Source organism: Bacillus sp. AM1(2019) (assembly GCF_009906915.1).
In the GTDB taxonomy this organism is placed as follows: Bacteria; Bacillota; Bacilli; order Bacillales; family Bacillaceae; genus Bacillus; species Bacillus velezensis.
In genome coordinates this window covers 3434376-3450799 of record NZ_CP047644.1, presented here as the reverse complement: position 1 = coordinate 3450799, position 16424 = coordinate 3434376, and the positions used below count along the sequence as shown (strand labels likewise).

Genomic DNA, 16424 nt, shown 5'->3' with positions numbered 1-16424 from the left:
TTATTCAAAGCCTGCATATAATAGAGAAAACACATATATGAGTATATGTTCATATATATAAATTCGTTTAGCTGTATTGATGTTATGGGAATCCTATTACGGAAAGTAGGGTGAGTCGAAAATGAAAGCAGCCAAAGGTGAATTTGTATTAGACGGACTTGATTGCAGCAACTGTGCAAAAAAAATAGAAAACGGCGTAAAAGCCATTGACGGCATCGACGGCTGTGCTGTCAATTTTGCGGCAAGCACCATCACGGTCTCAGCCGGCGGCAAAAACGAGCAATGGATGAAAGACGAAGTCGCGAAAAAAGTAAAGTCCATTGATCCTCATGTGACCGTTCGTTCGAAGCACGAAGACAAACCCGGCGAGGATGAATACCGCAAAAAGCTGCAGCTGATGTTAGTGAGGTTGGCTGCGGGAGCCGTTTTGGCCGTCATCGCTTACTTCGCGCACACGGGCGCCGTCCTTGAGTTTCTGCTCTTTTTTGCTTCGTATTTGATTATCGGCGGCGATATCGTAGCCAGAGCGGGAAAAAACATTGTCCGCGGCCAGGTATTTGATGAGCATTTTCTGATGGCGCTTGCCACGATCGGCGCATTTATGATTCATCAGTATCCGGAAGGCGTCGCGGTCATGCTGTTCTACCAAATCGGTGAATTGTTTCAGGGAGCGGCCGTCAGCCGATCCAGAAAATCGATCAGCGCGTTATTGGACATCCGTCCTGAGTACGCCAATGTGAAAACGGAAAACGGCATGACTGCCGTTCCGCCGCAGGACGTCAAAGTCGGACAGGTCATCGTCGTGAATCCCGGAGAACGGATTCCGTTGGACGGAAAGGTGCTGAGCGGTTCTTCGATGGTTGATACATCCGCTTTAACGGGCGAATCCGTGCCGAGAAAAGCGGAGCCGGGGCAAGATGTGATGGCCGGATTTATGAATCAGAACGGCGTGCTTCATATTGAAACCTCTAAAGGATATAAAGACTCTGCCGTGTCAAAAATATTGGATCTGGTCGAAAATGCGGCCGGACGCAAAGCGAAAACGGAAAACTTTATTACGAAGTTTGCCAAGTACTATACACCGGCCGTTGTCATTGTTGCGGTGCTTCTCGCCTTTTTACCGCCGCTTCTCGTGCCTTCAGCCGCGCTATCCGACTGGGTGTACCGCGCGCTGATTTTCCTTGTGATTTCTTGTCCGTGCGCACTCGTCGTCTCCATTCCGCTCGGGTTTTTCGGCGGTATCGGAGCTGCGTCTAAAGCAGGGGTGCTCGTGAAAGGCAGCAACTATTTAGAAGCGCTCAATCAGGTGGCATACGCCGTGTTTGATAAAACGGGAACCTTAACGAAAGGCAATTTCGCCGTTACTGATATCAAGCCGGCGGCGGGATTTACAAAAGACAGCCTGCTTCATGCGGCCGCGCTTGCGGAAGTCCATTCCAATCATCCGATTGCTTCTTCCATCCGTGAAGCTTACAATCAACCGCTCGCGGCTGAGGAGATTGAAGAATATGAAGAAATACCCGGACACGGCATTCGGGTGAAAACCGGCGGATCAACGATTTTAGCCGGAAATCAAAAACTGATGGCAAAAGAACAAATCGCTTCCGGCACAGCTGAAAACAACGGAACCGTCGTCTATGTCGCCGTTGATCAGCAGTATGCGGGGGCGATCGTGATCGCCGATGAAATCAAAGAGGACGCCAAACAGGCCATTGCCAATTTAAAAGCGCTCGGCGTGAAGCGGACAGTGATGCTGACGGGTGATTCAAAGCAGACCGGAGAAGCTGTCGGCCGAGAGCTCGGTATTGATGACGTGTACACAGAGCTTTTGCCGGGTGACAAGGTAGACCGCGTCGAAGAACTTGAAGCGGCGCTTTCACCGAATGAAAAACTGATGTTTGTCGGCGATGGGATTAATGATACGCCTGTGCTTGCCAGAGCTGACATCGGAGCTGCCATGGGGGCTCTCGGCTCTGATGCCGCCGTCGAAGCGGCCGATGTCGTCCTGATGACAGACCAGCCGTCAAAAGCAGCCGAAGCCATCCGGATTGCACGCCGAACACGCCGGATCGTCTGGCAGAACATCGGATTTGCTTTAGGCGTAAAAATCATTTTTCTCCTGCTTGGCGCATTCGGATTCGCCACCATGTGGGAAGCGGTCTTTTCAGATGTAGGCGTCACGCTGATCGCCGTTGCCAACGCGATGCGCGTCATGAGAGTGAAAGCGGAATAATTGTCAAAGATAATTCGTTTTTCAGGGTTTTCTTAAACAAGGTTGTCTTGGTAAAATAGAGAAGCGGGCCATCCGGCATCCGCTTCTTTTTTATTTTAAAAACAATGAGGTGTCTGAGTGAAAAAGAAACAATCGTCTGCGAAATTTGCGGTGATTCTGACGTTAATCGTTGTCGTTTTATTTGCGGCCATCGTAATTATTAACAACCAAACGGAAAAAGCGGGCGAAACAGTCGCCGAACAGCCTTCCATTAAAGGACAGCCCGTGCTTGGCAAAGACAGCGCCCCTGTTACGGTAGTTGAATTCGGAGATTACAAGTGTCCGTCATGCAAAGTATTTAACAGCGATATCTTTCCGAAAATCAAAAAAGATTTTATCGATAAAGGCGACGTGAAATTTTCATTTGTGAACGTCATGTACCACGGAAGCGGCTCGCGTCTGGCGGCTCTTGCTTCAGAAGAGGTGTGGAAGGAAGACCCGGCATCATTCTGGGCATTCCATGAAAAGCTGTTTGAACAGCAGCCGTCAAGCGAACAGGAATGGGTCACGCCTGCATTGCTTGAAAAAACGGTCAAAAGCACCGCGAAAAAGGTTGATCCTGACAAGCTGAAGGAAAACCTTGATAAAGAAACCTTTGCAAAAGAGCTGAAAGCTGACACTGACCTGAATGATAAATTAAACATTACGGCGACACCGACGATTTACGTAAATGACAAAGTGATTAAAGAATTCTCTGATTATGATGAGATTTCAAAAACGATTAAGAAAGAGCTGAAAAATGAAAAATAGAATCGTATTTCTATATGCTTCTTGGGTGATAGCTCTTGCTGCCATGCTCGGCAGCCTATATTTCAGCGAGATCAGAAAATTCATACCGTGCGAGCTGTGCTGGTATCAAAGAATTCTCATGTACCCGCTTGTCCTGATTTTAGGAACCGCCACCTTCCAGGGTGACACGCGCGTAAAAAAATACGTGCTGCCGATGGCCGTCATCGGCGCGTTTATATCGATCATGCATTACCTTGAGCAGAAGGTGCCCAGTTTCAGCGGCATCAAGCCGTGTGTCTACGGCGTGCCTTGCTCATCTGAATATATAAACTGGTTCGGTTTCATTACCATTCCTTTCCTGGCATTGACGGCATTTATTCTCATTATTATTTGCATGTGTTTTGTCAAAACGGAACGCACTGCAAAATAAAGAGCCTGCTCCATGGGAGCGGCTCTTTTTCTATTATTTGTACCAAGCTTTGTTTGTCTCAATCTGTCTGTTATGGGAGCTGTCCCAAATATCCACGGAATAGGCATAATCATAATTCATGACGCAGCGGATGCCGCTGCCTTGGGCGTCATGCTGAAGTCCGAAGTTATGGGAAAACTCGTGCTGTGCCGCTTTCGCCGTGTTGGCCGTTCCTTGATCAAGGTTCACGCTGAAAGCCGGGCCGCTCGGTTTGCCGTTATATACATACGCGATCCCGCCGGCGTCAAAACTTGATTTTGCGGTAAAACCGACGACAAAATGATAATTTTGATTTCTGAAGCTGCCTTGGAGATTCGATAAAATCTGAGAACTGTTTGAGCCGGAGGAATTCCAAGCTTGCACGGCCTGTACGACGAAATCAATGTTGTGATCACGGTTAAAAGCAACATCCGCCTGCTCCACGATCTGGACGATTCGCGTTTGCCAGTCGCTGTATTTGGCGCGGTATTCAGCGTCCGCCACCGCCAAAACTCTGACCTTCTGGCTGCCCGTGCTGGCTTTAGTTGAGGCTTTATCCTGACTGACATTGGCATTGAATCGTTTCGTGCCGACTTGCTTGCCGTTTTCATCCAGAATTTTTGTATCAACCGTCTGTTCGACTTGGACCGGGCCCTTCAGATCTTTAAAATGATCGGCTTTCGGAAGCGGGTCCGTATACACCGTTTTCGCCGGCTCAGCATGAGTGTGCGAATGCGTATGGCTTTCGGCTGACGGCAGGCCGGGAATTAATCCGGCGGCCAATAAAACAGGAAAAACAAGTGAACTGATTTTCATCTCATAACCCCCTTTTTGTTAGAGAAAGTATTCAATGAAACTTCCAATAAACCTCCCAAAATAGTATAAAATAGGTAAATGTTCTTGCTCCCAGCCGTTGCGAGTGAGGTTGTCCCGGGTTAGGAATCAGAATCTTTCAAAAATAAGGTTGATTTTAAGAGAAAGCGATTATAAAATCTAATGGTCGTCAGAAAATTTAACAAATAAAAAGGAGCATATGGAATGGCCTGGGAGCTGCTTAGTGTAATCGGCATCATTGCGTTTGCGGTCAGCGGAGCGATTGTTGCGATGGAAGAGGAGTATGATATTTTAGGCGTGTATATCTTGGGGATTGTAACGGCGTTCGGCGGAGGAGCGATCCGAAATCTGCTGATCGGTGTTCCGGTCTCCGCCTTGTGGGAGCAAGGCGCGTTTTTTCAAATCGCTCTCGCATCAGTTACGATTGTCTTTTTGTTTCCGAAGCTGCTGTTAAGGCATTGGAGTAAATGGGGCAACCTATCCGATGCCATCGGGCTTTCGGCGTTTGCCATCCAAGGCGCTTTATATGCCGTGAAAATGGGCCATCCGCTCAGTGCGGTGATTGCGGCAGCGGTCCTCACCGGCAGCGGGGGCGGCATCATACGGGATTTGCTCGCGGGCAGGAAGCCGCTTGTGCTCAAGGCGGAAATTTATGCAGTCTGGGCCGCGCTCGGAGGGTTAATCGTGGGCCTCGGCTGGGCCGGGGATGCCGCCGGTTTGTATGTGCTGTTTCTTGTGCTTGTGGCATGCCGCATCTGCAGTTATGTGTTCAGGTGGCGCCTGCCGAATCGTTCCTATCATATAGATCAGTAAAAAACCGATTTCATAAAGAAATCGGTTTTTTTCATAACGGCTTCTGATAAAAAAAGACGCCCGATATGATAAGAAAAAGGGTATTTGACCATAATGCTGAATAATATGTTGCATATATGTTTGTATGATGAAAGCCGGATTTGTCAGCTTGATGTCGGAGGTGCCGCTGATGGCAAAACGTGATAAAGAGTGGAAAGAAGAGCAGGAAAGAATCAATTTTGTCATGAAGGAACTGGAACAGAAACAAACTCATCTTGAAGCCTCATCGGGCGGATTGAAGCAGGATATTGTCGGGCTGAGAAAAACGTTTTGGGATGAAGTCACCGTGAATATGGATGACGCCCACGAAGCGGCTGAGACATTTTCAAGCATTAAACAGCAGGCAGAAATGCTTTCAGAACGTGAACGGACGCATCGGCTTCAATACCGGCAGCTTCAAAAAATCCAAAAGCTGAAAACCTCTCCTTACTTCGGCCGTGTCGATTTTACGGAAAAAGGGGAGTCCTCTTCCGAGCGGATTTATATCGGGCTGACTTCTTTGATGGATGAAAACAACGAGCAATTTCTCATTTATGATTGGCGCGCGCCCATCTCATCTCTTTACTATCAATATTCCCCGGGAAAAGCCCGCTATGAAGTTCCCGAAGAAACGATAGAGGGAGACATCACACTGAAGCGGCAGTTTATCATTAAAAACGGGACGCTTAAAGCGATGTTTAACACGGATATGACGATTGGTGACGAAATGCTGCAAGAGGTGCTGAGCGGCCATTCCGGACAGCATATGAAAAACATCGTGTCAACCATCCAAAAAGAACAGAACGAAATCATCCGGGATGAAAAAAGCAAATATCTCATCGTTCAGGGAGCCGCTGGAAGCGGGAAAACATCCGCGGCGCTTCAGCGGGCCGCTTACTTGCTGTACCGCGGGCGCGGGGTGCTTGATGCCCGTCAGATTGTATTGTTTTCCCCGAACATTTTGTTCAACAGTTATGTGTCCGCCGTATTGCCGGAATTGGGAGAAGAGAATATGGAGCAGGCCACCTTTCAGGAATATATCATCCGCCGGCTCGGACGAAAGTTTGATTGTGAAAGCCCGTACGAGCAGCTTGAATATTGCCTGACTGAACAAAATCAGGACGCACTTTCCGTAAGGCTCGCAGCCGTTGCTTACAAAGCGTCATCAGCTTTCCAGGCCATGATTGACCGCTATGCCGGCTCGCTTTCCGGCTCGGGCCTGATGTGTAAACAGATCAGCTTCCGGGGAGACATCCTGATTTCAAAAGAACGGATTGAAGCCTATTTTTATTCGCTTGATCAGCAGCTGCCGATTCCGAACAGAGCGGAGCTGACAGCGGAATGGCTTCTCGCGGAAATCAGCGCTCTCGAAAAAAAGGAGCGTAAGAAGGAATGGGTCTTGCAGGAGAGCGAGCTGCTTGATAAGGAAGACTATGCTGAGGTTTATCAAACACTCAAGAAGCAGGCGGCAGATGATGAACCTGTATTTGACGACCATCAGCGCGAACAGCGGCTGCTTGGCGCCATTATTGTCGGCAAAGCCTTTAAACCGATTAAGCAGGCCGTCAGACGGCTCGGCTTTCTCGATATAAAACGGATGTATCTCCGGCTGTTTTCAGACTGGGGAGCTGATGAAAAGCCCGATCATTGGGAGAGAATCGGCGCTTTGACCAGAAAAGCATTTGCAGAACGGTCACTTCCGTATGAAGATGCCGCTCCGTATCTGTATTTGCAGGATCTGTTAGAAGGAAAAAGAAAAAACACACAAATGAAGCACGTCTTCATTGATGAAGCGCAGGATTATTCCCCATTTCAGCTCACGTATATTCAAAGCATCTTCCCAGCTGCAAAGATGACGGTGCTCGGTGATGTCAGCCAGTCGATTTATGCCCACACCATTACGGGCCCTTCTTCCCTCGCCGGCTGCTTTCGCAATGGTGCAGAAAAGTATGTCAGCCTGAAGCGGACTTACAGATCGACGCGGCAGATTGTTGAATTTACGAAAGCGCTGCTGGCTGACGGCGATGACATTGAGCCTTTTAACCGGAACGGGGAAAAACCGCGTGTTTTGCGGACGGATACAGAAAATGCGCGGCAGGAACAATTGGCGGATACAATCCGGGAGCTCAGACAAAAAGGCTGGGAGACGGTCGCCGTCATCTGCAAAACGGCCGCGGAAGCCAAAAAAGTGTTTCAGGCGGTCAGCGCCGAGAGCGGTGTCCGCTTGATCAATAAAGAAAACCAGCCTTTTCAAAAAGGGGTATGCGTCATTCCCGTTTATTTGGCAAAAGGCATTGAGTTTGACGCCGTCATTGCCGCTGACGCCTCTGCTGTCCAGTACAAAAGCGAACATGACCGTAAGCTGTTATATACGGCCTGTACGCGGGCGATGCATCATCTGACCGTATTGTCTCCGGGAGAACCCTCTCCTTTTATAAAAGAAGTGCCCGCCGGCTTATTCGTGTAAGCCCTTTGCCAAGTGCAAAGGGCTTTTTATCATTAGTAATCTTAATCGTTGTCATCATGATTATATATTTTACTTACATACAAACTTTCGGTAAAGTTTCAATTAGAATATTATTTTGACAATTCCTATAGAAATAACGTACGTTACGTTTAATTCCTTGTGAGGTGGATATCGTTGCAACTTCAGGTCATGAACAGTCCGTTTAATCAGGAGCAGGCAGAGCTCCTTAACCGCCTTCTGCCGACCTTGACAGAATCACAGAAAATCTGGCTGAGCGGTTATTTGGCTGCGGCCCGGTCCGAATCCGGTGAAACAGCCGCACCCGCTGCTCCGGCTCCTGCAGAAAGCCCGGCAGTCTCAAGAGAAGTGACCGTATTATACGGATCGCAAACGGGAAATGCGGAAGGTCTTGCGAAACAGACGGTAAAGACGCTTGAGGAACGGGGATTCCAGGTCACCGTCGCGTCGATGAACGATTTTAAGCCGAATAATCTGAAAAAAATAAACAATTTACTGATCGTGGTGAGCACGCACGGAGAAGGCGATCCGCCGGATAACGCGCTGGCCTTTCATGAATTTCTTCACGGCAGACGCGCGCCGAAGCTTGAAGCGCTCCGTTACTCCGTTTTGGCGCTCGGGGACAGCTCGTATGAATTTTTCTGCCAGACCGGCAAAGAGTTTGACGAGCGTCTTCAAGAGCTCGGCGGCACCCAGCTTGCGCCGCGGGTTGATTGCGATCTTGATTATGATGAGCCGTTTTCGGAATGGCTTGACGCGGTCATCGGCGGTTTGAATGAAGGAGCGGGAAATCAAACAGCCGAAGCGCCTGCTGAGACGCCGGCTCTCGGTGAATCCGTTTATTCCAGAACGAATCCGTTTCGGGCGGAGGTTCTTGAGAACATCAATCTGAACGGACGCGGTTCGAATAAAGAAACACGCCATCTCGAGCTTTCGCTTGAAGGATCGGGCCTCGCGTATCAGCCCGGAGACAGCCTCGGCATCTATCCGGAAAATGATCCGGCGCTCGTGGATGAGCTGATCAATGAGCTGAAATGGGACCCGAAACAGGAAGTGGCGGTGAATAAACAAGGAGAGCGCCTCCCGCTGAAAGATGCGCTTACTTCTCATTTTGAAATAACCGTCTTAACAAAACCGTTCCTGCAAAAGGCCGCACAGTTTACGGCTGACCAAAAGCTGAGTGAACTTCTGGCCGAAGGAAACGAAGAGCAGTTGAAAGCATACATCAACGGCCGTGATCTGCTTGATCTCGTCCGGGATTTCGGTCCGTGGGAAGCTTCCGCGGAAGACTTTCTTTCCATCCTGCGTAAAATGCCGGTCCGGCTCTATTCGATCGCAAGCAGTTTAGAAGCGAATCCGGAAGAGGTGCATCTGACAATCGGAGCGGTCAGATATGACGCGCACGGCAGAGAACGAAAAGGCGTCTGCAGCATTCTTTGTGCGGAAAGACTTCAGCCGGGAGATACGCTTCCGATTTACATTCAGCACAACCAAAACTTCAAGCTGCCGGAAAATCCGGGTACACCGGTCATTATGGTCGGGCCGGGGACAGGCATCGCGCCGTTCCGTTCCTTTATGCAGGAGCGTGAAGAAACCGGAGCTGAAGGGAAAACATGGCTGTTCTTCGGGGATCAGCACTTTGTCACTGATTTTCTGTACCAGACGGAATGGCAAAAATGGCTGCAAAACGGTGTTCTCACAAAAATGGACGTCGCTTTTTCTCGGGATTCGGAGGAAAAGGTATATGTGCAGCACCGCATGAAAGAACAAAGCAAAGAGCTGTATGAATGGCTGCAGCAGGGAGCCGCCGTATACATCTGCGGTGATGAACAGCATATGGCGCATGACGTGCACCAGGCGCTTCTCGATATCATTCAGGAAGAAGGCGGCATGAGCCGTGAAAAAGCGGAAAGCTTCCTGGCAGACATGCAGCAGAAAAAACGCTATCAGCGTGACGTATATTGATTTTGGTTTGAAAGGAGCTTATTCAGCATGGTGAACAACATTTTAAAAGCGCCGGAAGGCCCTCCAAGTGATGTTGAGGAAATTAAAGAAAAAAGCGATTATTTGCGCGGCACATTGAAAGAAGTCATGCTCGACCGGATTTCAGCCGGCATCCCGGACGAAGACAACCGGCTGATGAAGCATCACGGAAGCTACTTGCAGGATGACCGCGATCTCCGTAATGAGCGTCAAAAACAAAAGCTTGAACCGGCTTATCAGTTCATGCTGCGCGTTCGGATGCCAGGCGGCGTTTCAACTCCGGAACAATGGCTTGTCATGGATGAACTGGCGCAAAAATACGGAAACAATACATTGAAGCTGACAACGCGTGAAACGTTCCAAATGCACGGAATTTTAAAATGGAACATGAAAAAAACGATTCAGAAAATCAATGCGGCGCTGCTTGATACCATTGCGGCCTGCGGAGATGTCAACCGAAACGTCATGTGCGCTTCAAATCCGTACCAGTCTGAAATTCATGCGGAAGTATACGAATGGTCGAAGAAATTGAGCGATGACCTTCTTCCGCGCACGAGAGCCTATCATGAAATCTGGCTTGATGAGGAACGTGTGGCGGGCACTCCTGACACGGAAACGGAACCGATGTACGGGCCGCTGTACCTGCCGCGGAAATTCAAAATCGGAATCGCCGTGCCTCCGTCCAATGATATCGATGTCTTTTCTCAAGATCTCGGCTTCATTGCCATCGTGGAGGAAGGCCGTCTTATCGGATTCAACGTGGCAATCGGCGGCGGTATGGGAATGACGCACGGCGATACGGCCACTTATCCGCAGCTTTCAAAAGTCATCGGCTTCTGCAAACCGGAGCAGCTGTATGATGTAGCGGAAAAAACCATTACGATTCAGCGCGATTACGGAAACCGTTCCGTCAGAAAGAATGCCAGATTCAAGTACACTGTTGACCGTCTCGGGCTGGAAAACGTAAAAGCCGAGCTGGAAAACCGCCTCGGCTGGCAGCTTGATGAAGCGAAACCTTATCATTTTGACCATAACGGCGACCGTTACGGATGGGTGAAGGGTGTAAAAGGGAAATGGCACTTTACGATGTTTATCGAAGGCGGCCGCGTCACGGACTATGAGAATTACAAGCTGATGACGGGATTACGTGAAATCGCCAAAGTCCATACGGGAGATTTCCGTCTCACCTCTAATCAAAACCTGATTATAGGCAATGTCTCGAGCCAGAAAAAGAAACAAATCAGCGCATTAATCGAACAATACGGTCTGACAGACGGCCGGCAGCATTCCGCCCTCCGCCGCAGTTCAATGGCTTGCGTCGCGCTTCCGACATGCGGGCTCGCCATGGCCGAAGCCGAGCGGTATCTGCCGAAATTGATTGATAAGATTGAAGACATTGTTGACGAAAACGGGCTGCGGGATGAAGAAATCACCATCCGTATGACCGGATGCCCGAATGGCTGCGCCCGCCATGCGCTCGGCGAAATCGGATTTATCGGAAAGGCGCCCGGAAAATATAATATGTATTTAGGAGCGGCGTTTGACGGCAGCCGTCTGAGCAAAATGTACCGGGAAAATATCGGTGAAGAGGAAATTCTGAGTGAGCTTCGCACCATTCTCCCGCGCTACGCGAAAGAGCGTGAGGAAGGCGAACACTTCGGCGATTTCGTCATCCGCGCGGGCATCATTAAAGCGACGACAGACGGCACGAATTTTCACGAATAAGATGAGCACTTAAAACCAAGGATAGAGACACACTGACGGTGCGTTCTCTATCCTTTACTAAGCAGCATAAACGCTGCACCGCGTCATGAAACAGATGACGATGCTTGCGAAAAAGCCTGTTTTCAGAGAAAACAGGCTTTTTCTTTTTCCGGAAAAAATGTAGCTGAAGGCAAAAAAAGTTCGCCGTGAGCACGTTATGAGAAATTTTAAATAAAAACGGGTAAAATAAAAGAAGAATGGTTGCGTGCGGAAAATATATTGAATCTGCCCGATCATCGGCTCCGGCCTTTGGCAAAGGCAGAGAACAGGCAATAATGATATGATGCAGCAGATGAAGGAGGTCATGCTTTGGACATATTTTTAGTCGTACTCGTACTTTTAACCATCATCGCGATCTCAAATATCGTAAATCGGTTTGTCCCCTTTATCCCGGTGCCTTTGATTCAGGTGGCGCTCGGTATCATTGCGGCGTCATTTCCGCAGGGGCTTCATTTTGAACTGAATACCGAATTGTTTTTTGTTTTGTTTATCGCTCCGCTGCTTTTTAACGATGGAAAACGGACGCCGCGTGCGGAACTTTGGAATTTAAGAGCGCCGATTCTGCTGCTTGCGCTCGGGCTCGTGTTTGCCACGGTGATTGTCGGCGGTTACACGATTCATTGGATGATTCCGAGCATCCCGCTGGCTGCCGCGTTCGGGCTGGCGGCGATACTGTCACCGACTGACGTTGTCGCGGTCAGCGCGCTGTCAGGGCGAGTGAAGATGCCAAAAGGCATTCTGCGTCTCCTTGAAGGAGAAGGGCTGATGAATGACGCATCCGGCCTGGTCGCTTTTAAATTTGCGATTGCGGCTGCCGTGACGGGCGCATTTTCGCTGGCGCAGGCCGCCTTCAGTTTCGTTCTGATTTCAGCCGGCGGTTTACTCAGCGGTGTCGTCATTTCTTTTTTGATTATCCGTTTCCGGCTGTTTTTGCGCCGCCTCGGCATGCAGGATGTCACGATGCATATGCTGATTCAAATTCTGACGCCGTTCGTCATCTATCTCGCGGCTGAAGAAATCGGCGTTTCCGGCATTTTAGCTGTTGTGGCCGGCGGCATCACGCATGCGGTGGAGCAGGATCGTCTTGAATCAACGATGGTCAAACTGCAAATCGTCTCTTCAAGTACATGGAATATTATTTTGTTCATTCTGAACGGTCTTGTTTTCGTTATTTTAGGGGCGCAAATACCGGATGTGGTTTCCGTCATCTTTAATGATACCGCGTTTAACAATATGATGGTCATCGGGTACATTATCGTCATTACGCTGACGTTAATGATTCTCAGGTTTTTGTGGGTGCTGTTTTTTTGGAACGGCAAGTGGTTTTTTAACAAGGATCAGAGCATTTATAAACCCGGCCTGCGCTCGACCCTGCTGATTTCGGTTTCAGGCGTCAGGGGAGCGGTTACGCTTGCGGGTTCCTTTTCCATTCCGTACGTGCTCTCTGACGGCTCGCCGTTTCCTGAACGGAATTTGATTCTCTTTTTAGCCGCGGGCGTTATTATGTGCACATTGGTGCTGGCGACAATCGTACTGCCGATTTTGACAGATAAGCCGGAAGACAATGTGAAAGAGAAGAAAGTCAAATTGCTGACAGCGAGACGGAAGCTGATAAAAGCTGCCTTAACCGCCATTAAAGAAAATATGAATGAGACAAACAAAACGGCTTCTTTTGCGGTCATTGCCGAATACAATGAGAAAATGAAAAATCTCAGGTTTCAGCAGTTCACCGTCAAAAACCGCACGAAAAAAGATGAGCGGAAAGTCCGCGCCCAAGGGATACAGGCTGAACAGGAAGAATTGCTGCGGCTGATTGAGCGGGGCGACATACCGGAAGAAACGGCTGACAGCCTTCAGGAACGGTTTGATGAACTGGAAGTGCTGTATACGAATCCGTTTAAAGTCGGCTTATCTAAGAAAAAGCTGAAACGCCTGATGTACTGGATCTTTTTCGGTGAACAAAAAAAGCCGGAAATGTCGATTTTAAATGAAGAAGGCCTCATCCGCACCACAAGGGTTAAAACGGCAAAAGCGGCCATTGAAAGCCTGAAAAAACACATGACTGAAGAAAATAAAGATGTGACGCTTGCCGTCATTTCCTTTTACAATCACTTGATTTTCAGGCTGGGGCACTCGTATCACGAACAGAGTCCGAGCCGCCGTTTTGAAAATCAAAAACTTGAAATCAAACTGCGGGCCGTGCAGGCCATCCGCAACGAAATCCAAACATTATTCGAAGAGCGGGAAATTTCCCGCGATATGTCACATGAGCTTCGCCAATACATCAATGATGTGGAAGCGGCCATGCTTGACGGAGGTGAATAAAAAAAGTCCGGCATCTGTTCGCCGGACTTTTTTTGATTACGGACGATGGAATTCGACGTGATCGCCGTCGCGGTCAAACCAGCCTCTGAAGGCCCAGTTGATCCAGCCGCCATCACCTTTATTGGTGAAGCTTCCGTCTTCAAACACCCAAATGCCGTACGTGATGCCGTCATAAACGGCGGAACCGTAAAACTGAACGCTGTTAAAATGATCTTCATATTCCTGGCTTAAATTAAACACCATGACGTTATATTTTTGTCCGGAAGCGTAGAATGAAGATTCCATTAAGTTTTTGACGAAGCCGTCACGGTTTTGCGCCGACTTAATCGCGTCAGCAATCGAATTGCCGATGCCGAGCAGGTCAACGTCAATGTTTAATCCGACATCTTTTGCTGAGACATCTGATGATTGCTGCGCCATGTTTTGAGGGACCGGGGTTTCTTTTGCGGATACAAAGGACAGAGGAGTCAGAGACAAAGCGGCGCCAAGGGCAACGGACATCGGGATACGCATACGTTTCATATGATTTCCTCCTTCAATTGTGTGGTGGTTACAGTAGCGATTTACCCGGACAGTTACCCGGTTAACCGGAATTTTTGAAAAATAGGAAAATAATAACGGCAGTGGTGGTTGGGCACTAAAGATGGTTTTTGTGATAACGATGAGCGTATAATTGGTTTCTTACGGCGGAAATGTGAGATAATAATAACCGTTTACATAATGACTAGAAAGGATGGTTCAACGTGGCAAAAAGCTTAAAAGATACTGTAAAGCTTCATAATGGCGTTGAAATGCCGTGGTTCGGCCTTGGCGTCTTCAAGGTGGAAAACGGAAGCGTAGCGGCGGACTCCGTCGAAGCGGCAATCAGAAACGGCTACCGCAGCATTGATACGGCGGCTATTTATAAAAATGAAGAGGGTGTCGGCGAAGGCATCAGAGCTGCGGGCGTTGCCAGAGAAGAGCTGTTCATCACGTCAAAAGTGTGGAATGAAGATCAAGGATACGAAACGACACTTGACGCGTTTGAGAAAAGCCTTGAGCGCCTCGGCCTCGATTACCTCGATCTGTACCTGATTCACTGGCCGGGCAAGGATAAATATAAAGACACATGGCGCGCTCTTGAAAAGCTGTACAAAGACGGCAAAATCCGCGCCATCGGCGTCAGCAACTTCCAAGTGCATCATTTAGAAGAGCTGCTGAAAGATGCTGAAATCAAGCCGATGGTCAACCAGATTGAATTCCACCCGCGCCTGACTCAAAAAGAAGTAAGAGATTTCTGCAAAGCGCAGGGCATTCAAGTGGAAGCATGGTCTCCATTGATGCAGGGACAGCTCCTCGATAACGAAGTGCTGTCACAAATTGCGGAAAAACATAACAAATCAGTTGCTCAAGTGATTTTGCGCTGGGATCTTCAAAACGAAGTCGTTACCATTCCGAAATCCATTAAAGAGCACCGCATTATAGAAAATGCCGATATTTTTGATTTCGAACTGTCACAGGAAGAAATGGAAAAGATCAGCGCATTGAACAAAGACGAGCGTGTCGGCCCGAATCCGGACGAGCTTCTGTTCTAAGAAAAAACAGCCCTTTACGGGGCTGTTTTTCTTTACATAAATGTCTGTGTCTGACGTTTTACGCTGAACCTGTATGCGGCTATTAATAACAGGGCGGCGGCGAAGGCTCCCAAAATGATGATGTTCAGCACCAGGCTTTGGAGCGTGCGGCCGTGCTGCAATTGATCGACCGTATCGAGCACCCAGCGCTGAGGCAGAAATTCGGCGATTGTCTGCACCGTTTTCGGCATAATATTGCTCGGAAAGAAGCAGCCGGCGAGCAAGCATGTCGGCACGACGATCAAATTCAAAAGCGCCGATGTTGAAGCGCTGCTGTTGGAAAAACCGACGGCAATAAAGGCGATCCCGATCGCGCTTAATGCAAACAGCATCATCAGGACGAACAGCTGCCACAGCGGGAATGACGGATGAATATGAAAAGCGGCGCCCATAAAGAGAACGGCGAATAGAATTTGGACGGCCATGATAATGATATTCACCGCCGCGTTTGCCAGTACATACTGCTTTGATGTGATCGGCGTTGACAGAAGCCTGTAGTACGTCCTGTTTTCCCGCTCTTTAATCATCAGTTCCGTCAGGTTGCCGGCGGAATAGAGCATAATGATAATGAGATACCCGATGACTGAGTAGGTCATTTCTTTATGATTCGATGTATCTTGTAAAACAGCGGACTCCGTTTGAATCGGAGAATGCTTGAAAGCGGCGTACATCGCCTGAAAGGCTTTCGCGTCTCCGCCGGAAGATTTGCCGATTGAGGCGGCGCTGTTCATATAATTGTACAAATAAGAGCTGACATATCCGGTGACCTGGGCGCCTTTCAGCGAGGTCATGCCGATGTGAGCCGGTTTCCCGTCTTTTACGCTTTGGGAGAAGCCTTTTTCAAACGTAATGAGCGCCTCCATTTTTCCTGAAGCGATCTTGGATGTGGCGGACGCAGCCGTTTCCTCCGAAATCTTCACATGATCCAGTCCTTTTAAAAACGTGACCGTATCCTGTGCCACTTCTCCGCCGTCCTGATTAAGAATGCCGATATTGAGCGTTTCGGCTCCGCCGTTGGCATTGGTCATGAAGGAGAGGAAGACGCCGATCAGCGGAGCCCCGATATAAAGAATAAGCTGTTTTTTGCTTTTTGTAATCCCTTTGAGAGTGTGTGCAAACAGCCACCAGAAGTTTTTCATA

Annotated in this window: 12 protein-coding genes; 9 read left to right on the top strand and 3 right to left on the bottom strand. The window is 48.8% G+C overall.

The genetic code is table 11. From position 1 onward, the window contains the following. The first annotated feature begins 121 nt into the window (after positions 1-121). From GNE05_RS17105 to GNE05_RS17095, 3 genes are all read left to right on the top strand, one after another. The gene (locus tag GNE05_RS17105; RefSeq protein ID WP_098081750.1) at positions 122-2233 is read left to right on the top strand and encodes a heavy metal translocating P-type ATPase; all 2112 of its coding nucleotides are present in this window, start codon (positions 122-124) and stop codon (positions 2231-2233) included. 117 nt (positions 2234-2350) lie between these two features. Then, positions 2351-3022 (top strand): disulfide bond formation protein BdbD, encoded by a 672-nt coding sequence (locus GNE05_RS17100; RefSeq protein ID WP_060561955.1) that lies wholly within the window; start codon positions 2351-2353, stop codon positions 3020-3022. Next, complete coding sequence (locus tag GNE05_RS17095) at positions 3012-3431, top strand: disulfide oxidoreductase (RefSeq protein WP_160183023.1); 420 nt, start codon at positions 3012-3014, stop codon at positions 3429-3431. The genes GNE05_RS17100 and GNE05_RS17095 overlap by 11 nt, the downstream gene beginning before the upstream one ends. A gap of 33 nt (positions 3432-3464) precedes the next feature. Here GNE05_RS17095 and GNE05_RS17090 read toward each other — a convergent pair whose 3' ends face one another. Continuing rightward, positions 3465-4265, bottom strand: a complete 801-nt coding sequence (locus tag GNE05_RS17090; protein ID WP_015418210.1) for a zinc-dependent metalloprotease — start codon at positions 4263-4265, stop codon at positions 3465-3467. A 222-nt stretch (positions 4266-4487) separates the two neighbouring features. Between GNE05_RS17090 and GNE05_RS17085 the strand changes: the two genes are divergently transcribed. The 5 genes from GNE05_RS17085 (at position 4488) to GNE05_RS17065 (ending at position 13671) form a co-directional block, all read left to right on the top strand. After that, on the top strand, positions 4488-5096 hold the full coding sequence (locus GNE05_RS17085) for a trimeric intracellular cation channel family protein (protein WP_007410017.1): 609 nt from the start codon (positions 4488-4490) through the stop codon (positions 5094-5096). A gap of 169 nt (positions 5097-5265) precedes the next feature. Then, the gene (helD, locus tag GNE05_RS17080; protein ID WP_160183022.1) at positions 5266-7581 is read left to right on the top strand and encodes an RNA polymerase recycling motor HelD; all 2316 of its coding nucleotides are present in this window, start codon (positions 5266-5268) and stop codon (positions 7579-7581) included. A gap of 174 nt (positions 7582-7755) precedes the next feature. Next, positions 7756-9564, top strand: coding sequence for an assimilatory sulfite reductase (NADPH) flavoprotein subunit (locus GNE05_RS17075; RefSeq protein WP_160183021.1), 1809 nt, complete (start codon positions 7756-7758; stop codon positions 9562-9564). A 27-nt stretch (positions 9565-9591) separates the two neighbouring features. After that, a complete protein-coding gene (gene cysI / locus GNE05_RS17070; protein WP_025649282.1) occupies positions 9592-11307 on the top strand; it encodes an assimilatory sulfite reductase (NADPH) hemoprotein subunit in 1716 nt (571 codons plus the stop codon). Between the two features lie 348 nt (positions 11308-11655). Continuing rightward, entirely contained in the window at positions 11656-13671 is a 2016-nt protein-coding gene (locus tag GNE05_RS17065) for a Na+/H+ antiporter (protein ID WP_007613743.1), read from the top strand. A 36-nt stretch (positions 13672-13707) separates the two neighbouring features. On the opposite strand, the gene GNE05_RS17060 is transcribed toward GNE05_RS17065, so the two are convergent. Next, a complete protein-coding gene (locus GNE05_RS17060) occupies positions 13708-14193 on the bottom strand; it encodes a stress protein (RefSeq protein WP_160183020.1) in 486 nt (161 codons plus the stop codon). 221 nt (positions 14194-14414) lie between these two features. On the opposite strand from GNE05_RS17060, the gene GNE05_RS17055 reads away from it, so the two are divergent. Then, positions 14415-15245, top strand: coding sequence for an aldo/keto reductase (locus tag GNE05_RS17055; protein ID WP_007410023.1), 831 nt, complete (start codon positions 14415-14417; stop codon positions 15243-15245). Between the two features lie 32 nt (positions 15246-15277). Here GNE05_RS17055 and GNE05_RS17050 read toward each other — a convergent pair whose 3' ends face one another. Further along, positions 15278-16423, bottom strand: coding sequence for an ABC transporter permease (locus GNE05_RS17050; protein ID WP_137987879.1), 1146 nt, complete (start codon positions 16421-16423; stop codon positions 15278-15280). Position 16424: the final 1 nt, after the last annotated feature.